Consider the following 13,985-nt stretch of genomic DNA (forward strand, 5'->3'; position numbering starts at 1 on the left):
ACCTATGGCTTTTACAACTAGAAAAACAATTATAGAGCAGATCAAGGCTGGCGATGATATAGCTTGGCAAGATTTTGAAAAGGCTTATCGGGGACTTATCATTTTAAGAGGTCGAGATCGTTCTTTGGATAACAGTGAACTACCAGACCTTGTCCAAGATGTGATGCTATCATTATTTAAATATGAGTCGGTTTTTAAATATGAGAGTAGTAAAGGACGTTTTCGAGATTACCTAAAACAAATCATTGACCGTGCCGCGTTTAAAATGATACGAAAACGCAGTAATGATCTCCGAAAAATCCAAGCAGTTAGTGACAGGATTAAGAGTATGGAGAATTATCATGATACCATGGAAAAAAAATGGGAAGACGAATGGCGTGCTGTAATTGTGGATGAGGCTTTAACAAAAGTAAGATCAGAAGTAAATGAAGCGACTTATGAAGCTTTTGTAATGTTGATGGTTGACGGCATAAGTGCTGAATTGGTAGCGGACTCTCTGGGGATTAGTAAAGAATCTATTTATGTGGCGAAGCATAGAGTTTTAAAGCGATTGAAGTATGCAGTAATGAATTTGGAGGATACCTAATGAAATGTCTTAATGAATACCAACTTGAGAAAATCATCACTGATGAAAAAGGGCTGAAAATTTTATTATGGAAAAAGCATCTAAAAAATTGTTCCTCCTGTCTTGCAAGACTAAAGGAAATAAATGATAATATAGATTTTTCAAAATCGGTTAAATGGATGCACAGAGGGGAGCAGTAATGAGTGAGGTGAGTAAAGTTATTGGTAAATACGTTCTGAGAGAATGCTTGGGATCTGGTGCGATGGGTAGTGTTTGGTTAAGCTCACATCCTCGTCTTAATTTACCAGTAGCAGTAAAAGTTTTAAGTCGTTCACTTGCAAAAGAATCAACTGAGTACGTGGAGCGATTCATCGAAGAAGGAAGACTTGCGGCGGCGATTAATCACCCAAATGTTATACGTATTTACGATGCAGATCACGACCAAGGTTATCACTATCTTGTTATGGAATATGTCGATGGTTGCGATGTCGAGAAAATGGCAGCAGTAAGGCAAGGGAATTGCTTAGAAATACTAGAAATCATTGAGATCGCGTTAAAGGTGTCTGAAGCATTGGAAGAGGCCCAAGAGCATAAAATCATTCATCGTGATATAAAGCCCGAAAATATTTTAGTAACTCAAAATGGTAAGATCAAACTTGCAGACCTAGGAATAGCTAAAAAAATAGGAAGTGATAGTTCCGTTACAGAAACAGGCTATTCCTTGGGTACCCCTTATTATATGTCTCCTGAACAGGCTCTTAATGTAAAATCTATTGATCATAGAAGTGATATCTATTCACTGGGTGCAACTATGTATCATTTGCTTACAGGGGAAGTTCCCTATAAAGGAGATAGTCCTTTTGCGACAATGATGATGCATTCTCAAGAGTCTCTTGAGCATCCCCAAGCTCGCAAAGGTGATTTGCCCGATGAGGTATGTGCGATCGTCTGCAAAATGATGGAGAAAAACCCCAATGATCGTTATCAATCTTATGAAGAACTAAGAACTGATTTAACTTTATGTAAGTTTAATAGCAGTGAACTCAGTGATTTGGTTTCAAATTATGGCTTTGATACCTTGGCAAAAATATCTATTCCTAAAAAGGCTGCGAAGAAAAAGGCTTTAAAAAAGGCCACTCCTGTACCAGTAGTAAAAAAGGCTCAACGAATCTCGAAAGACATGAAAACCTTGTCTCCCAATGAATACATCATTGATTTTAATGATTCTGCAAAGCCAGTCATGCAAAAAGCTAAGGGTGGTGATGATCGTAAAGTAGCAGATCTGTCATCTACTCAAGCCTCACAGATGATTGTCCAGGATATCAAGAAAGAGCAAGATACTATCCAGAAAAATAAATCTGCAGAAGCTAATAAACTCAAGAAAAAACCAAGAAAAAAATCCCCCAAAAATCTCACTCAACGATTAAGAATCAAAGAGCTTAAGAATCCCAAGCTTCGTTGGTACGAAAAAGCTATAGTTATCGGCTTTTGGTTATTAGGGCCATTATTGATTTTGGGATATTTCATGTTTTTTTCTAGTGAAGCACCAGCCGAGGATAGTGAATTAAGTTCTCGGGATACAACGGTTCCCGTACTTAAGCCAATTAGTACTAAATCCACGGTAATAAAGAAACCACTTATACGTAAAAAACTCACAGTTGTAAAAGCTGAGGCGATTAAAAGAGTAACAGATAATAAGCTTACTTTAGAGGACTTAGTGAATAGTTGCAGTGATAAATCAAAAGTCGTTATAGAAGGTGATACACTGACGATTAACGGCAATATAACCATTCAAGTAGATGGTCATTTAAAGAATAAATCTATTCGGGTTGCACGTGGTTTCAGGCCTATAATTAAAAGTAAAAAACCTCGCGGATTGATAATAGAAGGCGGGGCAATTTCCGTTTATTATGCCTCACAAGTCAGAATGGAATCGGTTATTTTATCAAAGGTTAAGCTTGGTAAGTGGTCACGTTATTATCGCTACCCTTATAGTTCTAAATGGGAATTTAAAGATTGTCTATTTTACCAAACTAATCTCGGTATTAAAACGACTGATTACGGCTACAAATATCAAGATTGTGTATTTGTGGAATCCAATTTTTCAGCTTCTCGTACTGTGAGTAGTGAAAAGCAATATCAGGATCAGTGGAACGTAGTAGATAATTGCATTTTTTATAAGTGTGTACTCTCTCCTCAATTTCTATTTTCGACTAAAGACTGCTCTCTACTTGATTGTACTCTGAATAAAGCCAGTAGCGCATATACCCTAAAAGAGGGTTTGGTAGTACCCCTGTTGACTGCAGAGCCAAAAACTGTAGACGAATTAAATCAAGCGGTTAATAATCCTTTAATGAGATTTGTTTTTAATTCGTCTAGTACTTATACAGGTTCTGTTTTAGCAGCTAGCAATGAAACAAGAATTCTAGAAGTAGAAAGAGCTATGAAATCCTTAAAATCAAAAATGGTGATCTCTTTAAAATCAAAGAAAGCATTTGTGATGTCGGCCCCAAAAAATGCCCCTAAGGAAGATTTAAATCAATATGTAGATGAGCATTTAGGATTTGTAGGGCATAAACACAGCGATAACAAATATAACTTTAATATTGTAGAAGGTACGAAACGTACAAAATTGAACTTATGGGTAGATCCGATTAATGGGAGTGCTTGTCGAGGTTGGGTTTATTTAATTAGTCCTGAAGGCAGAAAAACTCATTTATTAACTTGGTCGCCGCAATTACTTAAAAATCTCAGATTAAAAACACCGGTAAGATCCTTTCTTGATTTAAAGCCTATAGAAATAGATATATCACCTTACATCAGTCTGACAGGTGAGTATACGGTTGAATTTAAGCAATTGTTTTATAATCGACACCTTCCTTATACACCAAAGGAAGAAAACCATACTGCTAATGTCGATGGATTAATCATTTATAGAGCAGAATTAAAAGATCATTGGAGCTCGTATAAAGGGGACTTGAAGGAACACCAAAAAGGAGCTTTTTATCACGAAGGTAAGTTAATTAAAATGTTTAAAGAAGCCTTGACGTGGGAAGAAGCGGATAAAAAATCTAGGGCAATGGGCGGTAAACTTTATTGTGTTGATACAAGTGATGAGCATTGGATTCTACGTCACCAATATAATGGACAGAGTTTTTGGGTGGGAGCCAAGGAAACCGATTCTAAACTGGAGTATGTCAATGGTGAAAGTGGCTACGATTATGTGAGTACACACTTTAAGCCTAATACAGGTCTGCCATATGTGGCCTTAGAGAGAAGAAAGAGTCGATCTTACTCAGGCGGGACAAAAATAATGGATTATTATTTTTATCCAAAGAATCATAAAGTAAATCAGTTTTTATGTGAATGGGGAGGCAAGCCTTATAGAGAGTTACAAAATACAAAAACTGCATCTAAAAAGTATACTGGTGTTCTATTTGATAAATCTTATAGTTTGGAAATTTTCAAAGATGAAATTATTCAAAATTACAAAGGTACACAAAGTACATATGCTCTTGATAAAATTACTAAGTCAGGGGATTTAATAATCATTGAATGGCTTGAAGGTGTTCAGCGAAAAACAATTATTGACCTAAAAAATGAAGGCTATGCTTCTGTAAGTTACTATGAAAAGGGTATTAGAAAATGGCAAACCACTTTAGTTAAGAAAGGGAGTATAAAATCATACTCTAATGATTATCATAAAAACTTTATTGGCACATGGGAAATTTTGAGTAGTGGAGGAAGGGGCAGCTCCTGGCAGCCAGGGAAAAAATTCATCATAAACACTGACTTAACGACTAATTATAAAGGCGTGTTTCGCACTAATTACAGTGGAGTAGTGAAACCAGGGACTAATGCTTTGAGCGTAACACACGGTAAATATACAGATGTCTTTCAGTACCCATACACCCCATCAAAACAGCTTTATACATTATCCGATGGACGTGAACTTTATTTAAAGAAAGTTAGCGATGGTAAAGATTGGGCAAAAATTAAAATTTCTGGAAAAGGTTACTCATTAAACACTTTGAAAAATGGGGAGAATGCGTGGTTAAATAGAACATATAAATGGTTGGATATACCAAGTCAATTTGAAGGTCTGGATTTCGCGAAAAAATATGGTGGAGCGAACTGTACTATCAATATCACATGTGAAGAAAGTGGGTATATTTATTTACTAGGGAAGCCAAATGACTCTTACGAAGAGACCGGTTATGTCGTGGGTTATTCAGATAGGAAAGGGACTAAAATGCCTATGACAAAACGTTATCTCAAAAAAGATCAAAAATTAGTTTTACAAACGAAGGGCTGGAGTGATGGAGTTCTTATTTTACCACAAACTGAAAGTACACAATCAAACAGTGTTTATGAGATGTTAGTAACATTAAAAACAAGCGATGTTAAAAATGCAGGTACTGATGATATCGACATATATGTACAGATTAATAATGATCCTAGGTTTAAATATAAACTTGATAATCCTGGATTTAATGATCTCGAAAGAAATTCAGTTAATCTTTTTGAGAAAATCAGATGTAGTATTGAGTCAATAGATAAAATAAAAACGATTTCTATTGGCACTAATAAAGGTAATGATGCGTGGCTCTTTGAAGCAGCTATTTTTCAGTTTTTTAAAGATGGATTAAAATCCAGGCCAATTAAGTTTCAGAAATCACTGTGGTTTTCTACAGAGAAACAGGATATTAACGAACTTCGGGCTGTAAATAAATATGATTTTAAAATAACGGACCCAATTAAGCTCAATATGAATGATTTAAGCAGTACTTATATATGGAAACTACCTAGTACAGTATGGGCAGGAGAGAGGCATTATAATAATATTCATAAATTCAAAATCACTGCTGAAGTCAATAAGCCCAGACTGACTTATTATATCAACTCAGCTACTTACTCATCTACAAATGGTATAGTCATTTTGAAAACCCCTCAAAATAAAAACATCATTATATCCAAGTGGGATTCATCAATTCGTAATATTAAAATCAACTGTGTAAATGCGTATAGTCCGACTCGAAAAGAGGGTACAAAAGTTGATGTTGACTTATCTCTTTATTTAACTGATCTTGGTGAGTATAGCCTTCAATTCTTATACAAAAGTGGCAAAGCCGCCGCCGCAATTTATGATGCTGAAATAAAATCTATGCCTAAAATATCAGTTAAGTAAATACGCATAAATTTTCAAATAATAAAAAGCTTTTTGATCAGGGTGTGCTATTGTAAAAATAAACATCATGAAACTTAATATAAAACTAACTGACAAAGAGAAGGCTGCGTTGCACCAAGCAAAATTGCAAAAGGATATTCCTGACGAAAGAGTCACTATGATTCTGTTGGCTGGAGAAGGTATGAAAGCAGACCAAATAGCTCCAATTGTAGGAACTAATGCGCAAACTGTTCGTCGGCACCTCAAATCCTATATCTTAGACTCAATTGAGGGTCTAAGTCGTGCATTTTCAGCAGGACGCCCCAGTAAAAGAAATGAGCAACTTATCCCTTTTCTTACAAAGATACTCAAGGAAGATCCTAGTGAATATGGCTATCAAAAATCTACTTGGGATAGTCCTATGATTATAGAACTCTTTCATAAAGACAAAAACGAAACGGTGAGTCATGATACAGTTTCCCGAGCTATGAAAGATATGGGCTACTCGTACAAAAAGCCACAAAAATCTCCGAGCATAAAAGCGCCATCAAAAAAAGAAAAAACAAAGGTTATTGGGGATGCTATCTCCTTTATAAAGAAAAAGATGGAAAACGAAGAACTTGAAGTTTTCTGCTTAGATGAAAGCCATTTCACCAACGAACCTTATCTGATTCGTGGGTATTTTAAAAAAGGGAGAGAAAATAAAAATTCCGACTCCTGCGAAACGCGAAACAAAAAGCCTATTTGGTGCATTGAATCTGAAAAATGGAGATTTCTTTTGGAAGAGCTCTGATCGTGGAAATTCAAAAACATTCATTCAGTTTTTACATCAATTACGTGCTCATTCGAAAAAGCCCATGATCGTCATTGTTGACAATGCAACTATTCATAAATCAAAAAAAGTAAAGGCTTTTTTGGGAAAATACCCTGATGTTATATTAATTTTTCTTCCTCCATATTCTCCTGAGTATAACCCAGTCGAAATCATCTGGAGAATATTAAAATGCCATGTCGTTGGAGCACGTCAAATATGCGGTGGTATAAAAGAAGTCTTAAGCAGAATCCGCAAGAAAACACGACAGTGGAGTTTTGGTTTTGAGAACTTAAATGTTGGTGCAGGCATATGGAAATGAATATTTGAATAATTTTGCGTTAATACTTATTTAATGACCCGAAGATCTCTGATTCTCATAACAAAACTACTTTAGGTAACGTAGTCAGTGAATTCTTTGAGAAACCCAAAGAAGTTAAGAAACAGATGACAATTAGTTATGAAATTGAATATGCAGATAAAGACCTGAAGAAAAGACAGTTAGAAAATCTTATAGAGAAACGAAATTATTTGGTTGACCACTTAATACAGGACTGGGATGGAGATTGCGAAGGATCATTTAAAGAAGTATTAGATAAGCTTACTCAATCTCATGAAGAAGCTCGTGTTGAACTTAAAGATATCCAGGAAAAACTTAAGGGTTTGAGTGAGCTTATGACAGTAAATATGACGGCTTTAAAAGATCCTGTTACTCAAGTTCGCATGATGAATCCCAATTTTAATGCCTTATATGAATTAGCCATAAGTCGTTCCAAGGAATGGATTAGTTTGAATGAAGCGGGTAAATATATTTTAAAAACAACGGGTGTGTGTTTTACGAAATCTCAGTTTCGAGATGGTTTTAAAAAGCTTAGTGATTATATGAATAATTCAGAGTTTCTAGAGCTGAATACTGTGGATGAATTAATTTGTTTTCGTATTAAAAAATGAATCCAGAATAATTTATTGATCATCATTATCTGAGATATACTCAGCTGCCTGAAAAAGATATAGCCGTACGCATTTCGTATAGTTATTGGTTGTATTTCATAGGTTTAGAAATGATTTTAAACTAAGTATTATGATAAGACATATTTTGTCCTGGCTTTGAGGATATTGTATGAAAATTCAAACCTTTGAGAGGATTATTATGTGTAAAGGAAAAAATATTTGTAGTGAGTTGGGCGATGACCCGAAATCATGGGATGAAAAAAGTACATTACTCCCGCCGTTTTGGATTAGGAAAGAAATAGAAACTTTTATATCAGCAGTAGAATCCGCATTTCGAGGTGATTTATCACATTCAAAAGAAATTTTAAAAACTATTAAGTCCGATGACTTACGGGATTGGTTTGTCGACCATGGTCAAAACACGGGGAAATTCAGGAATGCTTATTTTCAAAATAAGAAAGAAAATATAATTCCCAAAGAAGAGTTAGAAGAAAAAGAGAAACGCATTTCATCAAAGTACGAGAAAGAAGTGCTAGAGCGTGATTACTATACCTGCCAATACTGTGGCGGGAAATTAATTCCAAACGAGGTGTTAAAAGCCTTTAGTAAGTTAATTGGAGTGGAGGATTTTTCATATACAGGTAATACTAATGCAGATAGGCATGGCATTCATTTCTATGTTAAACCCACTATAGATCATGTGATTCCTTGGAATATGGGAGGATTAGGTAATCCCAAGAATTTTGTGGCATCATGCTGGGGATGTAATTTTGGGAAAGCAGGTTGGAGTTTAAAACAGTTAGGACTTGATGACCCAATGAAGAATCATTTCAAAAATGATGACTGGAAAGGGTTAAAAGAGCTGTTGTACTTACCAGAGGAGGAGCTGATTAACACAGAAATTAAATTTTGCTCTAAACCAAAAGAAAATCACGAGAGTAAAAATAGCCAAGTGAAAAAGTCTTCATCTAATCAATTGAAGACAAAAAATATTTCATTTAATGAAAGTATAGTTGAATGGATATTTGAGGATGAATCTAGAGAAGAAATCTGTACTCGCAAATTTAATAAAGGTAAAGGCGGAGAAACAGTATCTAAACAATTAGGAATAGGCATTTACTATAATTCCAAAAGGTGGTCGGATAACAAAGACTTAGAAAAGTATTTACGCAAACTTTTTACTAATACACAAAATCCATTTGAAGCTTTCAGCGCATTTGCTAAACAAGAAGTAAATAATCCTAATAGCAAAGTGGTATACGATTTCACTTTTAAAGGATGAAAAAATATAGAACATAAAATGTCTAGAGTAGGGTGAAGTAGTACTTACATACATCAAGACAGTCGGATATAAAGAGTAAGCGTGGACAGTCTCATGGTACTTTGCGAGCTTCGCAGATGTACAGATAAATATAGAGAGAGAAATGAGTGAGCAAAAGATAAGTAAGGTTAATGAATGGACTTTGTAGCAATAGATTTTGAAACTGCCACGGCAAAGCGAAATAGTGCTTGTGCAGTGGCAATTATCACAGTAGAGAAGGGCGTGATCGTAGATGAGTATAGCGAGCTAATTCAGCCACCTAATAATGAATATAGTTGGCGCAACATAGATGTTCATGGAATTGAGCCACGTCATACAATGTACAAAGAGGATTTTGAAGACCTATACCCTGAAATCAGAAAACGCCTCACGGGGAAATTAGTGGTCGCACATAATGAGTCATTTGATCGCAGCGTGATGACTCGATCCATGGAGTATTACGATTTGGATTATGCCGACTTGGGTGTGGCTGATCGTTGGGTATGCACCGTAAAACTTTATAAAGCTCAAGGCTTCAAACCCGCAAAACTTAATATCCTTTGTGATCATTTCGGTATCCCACTCAAGCATCATGATGCCTTATCAGATGCCCGTGCCTGTGCAGAATTGTATAAACGCGTGCAGGAGATTTGACTTAAAACGAATGTCGTGAAACACGATAAAGTTTATTTGTCGTCGACAATTCTATCTACCTCTGTTTTTGATATTCTTGTAACCCCAGTAGATCTATTAAATTCGATCTCACCTTTTTCGTGCATATTCCACAGGTGCTTAATGCTACATCCCCACATCTCAGCCACGTCTTTGACTTTGAACAGCTTTTCGATTCTTTGAGCCTTAAATGATTCAATATCGAAGTTCAGTTTTTCTTTAAGATTTTCAGGACTCATCTCTAAGAGATATGCAGCAGCTTTGATACGTTCGCTACTATTCATTTAGTTCACCACACCTCGGTTGCAATCAAAGCTTCTAGTTCTTCTTCTTTTTCATCTTCAAGCTTAGTCAAAAAGTCTAAGCCTGTTGAATCTTCAATATCATTGATAGAAGTTAAGTACCTTGCATGAAAGTATTTCTTGGTGGTGGGGCTCTTACTCACAGGTTTGTGCGGATACATAAAAGCCATAGTTTTCAGTTCTTCACCATCGAGGCGAATAATTATTTTATAAAAGAAATCAGGAACGGCAACTTTCTCTTCGCCTTTGTCACCAATCCATAAGGAAGGTTTCTTGTCTTGATAGGCTCCGCCGCAAATAATCCATATGCGACCGTAGTCATCAGCCCAGTCTTTAGTTTTCTCTTCCATGTCTAGCCATATTCCCGCGTTAAATTTCTGTACTTGCGGTGAAGCGTTAATTGTGGTGTGAGTGTTCCAATCTGCATTGGCACCAAGTCTCCACGCAATACTTTTCATGCAAAGGTGTCCGCGGCTAAAACCTGAATGCTTATAGGACTTATCATGTGGAGCTTCATCTTTATACTTATCATCTTCAATCCAAGTAGATGGTCGATCAGGAGCTTTACCAACAGGCATATTTGCGGGTTTAGCTCTCATCTCATAGGCGACCCAATCGGGGTTACGAGTAAGTAGGCCGTCTTCATTATCGTCAAAGCTCACAATATAGGCTCTAAACTCACGGACGAGTTCCTGTGGCTCAGTAGTCCATTTGTCGTGTTCGTAGCTTTCCGTGAGGATTATGGGCTTATATCCGCTAGGTAATCGCTTGTCAGTAGTCTCATAATTAGATTCTTCTTGGACTACTTTGTTAGGTGTGGTTTTAGGAGAGTTCTTGTTAATTGCAGTACTAACTGATTCACTGACTTCAATCGCTCTGGTTTTAGTACGTTCAGCTATCTCTGGGAGTTTGTCTTTATTGCTATAGGCTACAAAGCCAATCACACCAATTAAGATGGTAACTAAGAGTTTATTGATAATGGATTTCATTTGTTACCATATTAGAAAATTGATGACTGAAGAACTTTAATGCTTTAGTTTCCTTTTTACGGGATATTCAGGGTATTTGTGATTTATGGATATTAGAATATTTGTCCAATTTATCTTCAACCAGTTATCGAATTTTAATATCAAAATATCTGCTTCACCTAACATTTTTTCATTGATCGGTTTTTTTATGGCTGTATTTATTAAAGCTAAAGCGTTTTCTAGATTTTCTTTTGATTGCGTTCCCCAATTTGGGTATAATTCATTCAATACATTTTCATCACATTGAGCAATACTTTTATATGCATTATTAAATTGTATTTGTGCCTTTGCGAAGTCTTGCTCTTGTGATGGAGACGTACTTACTCCGTGCAGAAGACTACTAGCTTGAATAACTGAGGCATAAGCAGTAAAAAAATGTTCTATATTAGGTTTATCATTAATATTGATTTGATCCCTCTTCATATATTGAGAATAATTAGTAGCATTTAGGTACCAACCATATGTGTTATATGACCAATGTGGCTTAATGGAGAATGTAATAAAAAAACTTATTAATAATAATGTATATAAACAAGCACCCCTTGATTGGTTCTTTTTGTCTAAATCATCAATATGAGCTTGTTCACTACTGTGTAATCTTGCTATAATAGACATACACCACATAAAACCAGATAACCAATATACCCAATCCCACGTAACGTCAGGTTTATTTATAAAACTATAAATGATAGACACACAAACTGTTGCCCAAAGACCCCAAAAATAAAATTGGAAACAACCCGTTAAAAGGGTAAAAAAAACAAATAGTTTACTATTGGGATTTTTTTTTACGGACATTGAGATAGGTATAATACACAGTGCTATGCCAGCAGAGAGTAAGAATGTTCCCAAAAGTCCAGATATTAATAATTGGAAATTCATAGTTAAAAAGTTCATTTACATCCTTGGGTAATAGTTGTATGGATTATGCTGATAAAGCATATGGGTGCTATCATTCATAGCCCTTTCGTTTGAGTAGTCCAATGTGAGTTCCTCTAGCTTGGGCTCACTGCATGAGACAAAAAGTAGTATGAGTATGAATGCGATTGTTTTATTCATAAGATTGCCTTTTTTGTTGCCCTCACCTTAGATATCTCTATGACCTCTAGTGTGATTATATGGATCAGTATGCTATTTCTATAGCATGAAAAATACTACTTACTGATTATTTACAGAAAGTAAACATAAAAATATTTTAGTAAGATGTAGTAAGTAATTAAACTAATTGCTCTGCATCCATAATTGTTGCTGTTGCATATACTCATTTTCATCTGCATACCATGATTCTAACTTCTGAGTATCTTTATTAAACACAAGGTAGTATGGCACCCAACCTTTGAAATACTGATGCAATGAATACTTCCAAATCCATTTGTTTTTCACAAAGTGAGTTTGAGAAGGTTCTCCTAATACCTCTTTTACTTTTTCACTATGCATACCTGGAGATAATTCATTTGTTTTACTCACAGTGCCTAACCCTATACTTGTACAGCTACTCATCGCTATAATCATCAATGACATCAAAATAACTTTAACCATCTTCATGTAATTTACCTTTCTTATTAATTTATTTCATACCTATAATATATTATGTACTAAGCTCTTTTTTGTTATTGTTACCAAGCTTACTTTAGCAATCAATACTACTTCTTTATCCTAGTTGAAATAATAGTAATCATTATGCAACTTTTGTATTTATGACTGCTATAACAACTCCAATCACTACCATGATACCACCTATAGTGGGATTAAATGCGCCAACAACTAAGCCGAGTAATAATAAGAGACAGCCACCTCTTTGTCTATTGTCGTACTCTTTGTTTTTTACTTTCTTCTGTATCTTCTTGTTAGGATGACCGCACGATGGACAAGAGTGTGCTTCAGGTGAGATACTTTTGTTACAGGAATCACAGTTTATTAGCGTAGAAGTCTTATTGTTGACTTTGCTTGTGAGTTTCTGCGAGGTGAAACTTCAAATGCATTGCCACAGTAAGGGCAGTCCATAGTTAAGCCGATCATTGATTGCTCCGACTTTACAACATCACCACAGCTCGTGCATAATGTATCAATACTCATCTATCATACTCCATTGTTTTTTTATTTATTCACCAAACTTCAGTAGTAATTAATGCTTAATCAAGTAAATTACCCTTTTGCCGTGGAGAGGGAAGGATAAAAAATCTTTTCACGAGGATTTAGAGTCTCTTAAAAGCAACTCCCTTGTCATTCCAGATTCATATTTAAACGTAGAAAAGAAGTAGTCGATTTAACCACTACCAAAACGGAACAAAAACATGAGTAATTCTTATTTAGTCGGCCGAATAATAGGCACTTCAATAGCGGGTTTTTTTTTAGTGAAGGCTCTTATCGGTTACTATAAAAAAGATAAAAGAACTAAATTTGATTATGTGTGTATACCTTTTGTTTGTTTATTTATATGGGCGGTAATTATTCAAGTCTTTGAGACTGTTCAAATCTTATTAAAGTGAATCAGTTTAATCTATTGAAGTAAATATAAAGATAGTATTTTAAGGTCAAAAATGGCTTTAATTTACTGATCTATACAACTCAATCAATTTTTCCCTCGAAACTATCAGTATTATAAATTGTAGAGATTACATTCATTTTTAATGATTAAGACTGATAGTATTTAAGAATATCTTCGAATTTATATTTAAATTCTTTAAGGGTCTTTTCCTGATATTTCATCTTAAAAATAATCTCGGTTGAATTGAGATCTTTAGAATGTTTAAATTTAGTTAGTTTATCTAAAAAATTAGCCATGAAAATCTCAAATCTTTCATAAACCTCTTTTTGGGAAACGCCTCGTGCTTCTTCTGTTGGAGAACAAATTATAATAAACTTATACGGCTCATAATAGGTTGTCTCACAACTATAATACTTGTACTTGTAGGGAAAATCCTTATTTATCTTGTTTGAAAAGGCATATATAACGCCTTGCATATATTCTATTTTTGAATCGGTTGGGTATGCTATTTCATATTTTTTAAAGATTGACTTTAACTGTTTCTTCTCATTTTTTGTTAAAGTTTTTGAGTATGAAGTCATGGTAAATAGCATTAATAAAATTAATACTGTCTTAGGCATATTCCACATCCTTTATTTATCTTTTTATTTTAAGAGTCTTAATACATTTCCATTGATGGAGAACTCATCATTAATTGAAGT

15 protein-coding genes are annotated in these 13,985 nt (G+C 35.0%); 8 read left to right on the plus strand and 7 right to left on the minus strand.

What is annotated here, in order from left to right; translation table 11 throughout:
• Nucleotides 1–4 precede the first annotated feature (4 nt).
• From LNTAR_RS19280 to LNTAR_RS19315, 8 genes are all read left to right on the plus strand, one after another.
• The gene (locus tag LNTAR_RS19280) at nucleotides 5–586 is read left to right on the plus strand and encodes a sigma-70 family RNA polymerase sigma factor (protein WP_007280433.1); all 582 of its coding nucleotides are present in this window, start codon (nucleotides 5–7) and stop codon (nucleotides 584–586) included.
• The gene (locus tag LNTAR_RS19285) at nucleotides 586–765 is read left to right on the plus strand and encodes a hypothetical protein (protein WP_007280434.1); all 180 of its coding nucleotides are present in this window, start codon (nucleotides 586–588) and stop codon (nucleotides 763–765) included. Before LNTAR_RS19280 ends, LNTAR_RS19285 begins: the two co-directional genes overlap by 1 nt.
• Entirely contained in the window at nucleotides 765–5,753 is a 4,989-nt protein-coding gene (locus tag LNTAR_RS26110) for a serine/threonine protein kinase (RefSeq protein WP_007280435.1), read from the plus strand. The genes LNTAR_RS19285 and LNTAR_RS26110 overlap by 1 nt, the downstream gene beginning before the upstream one ends.
• Nucleotides 5,754–5,820: 67 nt before the next feature.
• Nucleotides 5,821–6,525: an IS630 family transposase gene (locus tag LNTAR_RS28290; RefSeq protein ID WP_007280436.1), complete on the plus strand. Its 705-nt coding sequence runs from the start codon at nucleotides 5,821–5,823 to the stop codon at nucleotides 6,523–6,525.
• Nucleotides 6,407–6,865: an IS630 family transposase gene (locus LNTAR_RS28295; protein WP_083800094.1), complete on the plus strand. Its 459-nt coding sequence runs from the start codon at nucleotides 6,407–6,409 to the stop codon at nucleotides 6,863–6,865. The genes LNTAR_RS28290 and LNTAR_RS28295 overlap by 119 nt, the downstream gene beginning before the upstream one ends.
• 125 nt (nucleotides 6,866–6,990) lie before the next feature.
• Entirely contained in the window at nucleotides 6,991–7,494 is a 504-nt protein-coding gene (locus LNTAR_RS19305; RefSeq protein WP_007280438.1) for a hypothetical protein, read from the plus strand.
• Nucleotides 7,495–7,663: 169 nt separating this feature from the next.
• Complete coding sequence (locus tag LNTAR_RS19310) at nucleotides 7,664–8,776, plus strand: HNH endonuclease (protein ID WP_007280439.1); 1,113 nt, start codon at nucleotides 7,664–7,666, stop codon at nucleotides 8,774–8,776.
• 174 nt (nucleotides 8,777–8,950) lie between these two features.
• Nucleotides 8,951–9,448 (plus strand): 3'-5' exonuclease, encoded by a 498-nt coding sequence (locus LNTAR_RS19315; protein ID WP_007280440.1) that lies wholly within the window; start codon nucleotides 8,951–8,953, stop codon nucleotides 9,446–9,448.
• 32 nt (nucleotides 9,449–9,480) lie between these two features.
• On the opposite strand, the gene LNTAR_RS19320 is transcribed toward LNTAR_RS19315, so the two are convergent.
• The 7 genes from LNTAR_RS19320 to LNTAR_RS19345 form a co-directional block, all read right to left on the minus strand.
• On the minus strand, nucleotides 9,481–9,750 hold the full coding sequence (locus LNTAR_RS19320) for a helix-turn-helix domain-containing protein (protein WP_007280441.1): 270 nt from the start codon (nucleotides 9,748–9,750) through the stop codon (nucleotides 9,481–9,483).
• A 5-nt stretch (nucleotides 9,751–9,755) separates the two neighbouring features.
• Entirely contained in the window at nucleotides 9,756–10,757 is a 1,002-nt protein-coding gene (locus LNTAR_RS19325; RefSeq protein ID WP_007280442.1) for a DNA/RNA non-specific endonuclease, read from the minus strand.
• A gap of 36 nt (nucleotides 10,758–10,793) precedes the next feature.
• A complete protein-coding gene (locus LNTAR_RS19330; RefSeq protein WP_007280443.1) occupies nucleotides 10,794–11,693 on the minus strand; it encodes a hypothetical protein in 900 nt (299 codons plus the stop codon).
• Nucleotides 11,694–11,855 (minus strand): hypothetical protein, encoded by a 162-nt coding sequence (locus LNTAR_RS27335; RefSeq protein ID WP_157473726.1) that lies wholly within the window; start codon nucleotides 11,853–11,855, stop codon nucleotides 11,694–11,696. It lies immediately after the preceding gene.
• 162 nt (nucleotides 11,856–12,017) lie between these two features.
• Complete coding sequence (locus LNTAR_RS19335; protein WP_007280444.1) at nucleotides 12,018–12,341, minus strand: hypothetical protein; 324 nt, start codon at nucleotides 12,339–12,341, stop codon at nucleotides 12,018–12,020.
• Nucleotides 12,342–12,713: 372 nt separating this feature from the next.
• Entirely contained in the window at nucleotides 12,714–12,872 is a 159-nt protein-coding gene (locus tag LNTAR_RS27340; RefSeq protein WP_157473728.1) for a hypothetical protein, read from the minus strand.
• A gap of 558 nt (nucleotides 12,873–13,430) precedes the next feature.
• On the minus strand, nucleotides 13,431–13,904 hold the full coding sequence (locus LNTAR_RS19345; protein WP_007280446.1) for a hypothetical protein: 474 nt from the start codon (nucleotides 13,902–13,904) through the stop codon (nucleotides 13,431–13,433).
• Between the last annotated feature and the right edge of the window lie 81 nt (nucleotides 13,905–13,985).

This window comes from Lentisphaera araneosa HTCC2155, from assembly GCF_000170755.1.
In the GTDB taxonomy this organism is placed as follows: Bacteria; Verrucomicrobiota; Lentisphaeria; order Lentisphaerales; family Lentisphaeraceae; genus Lentisphaera; species Lentisphaera araneosa.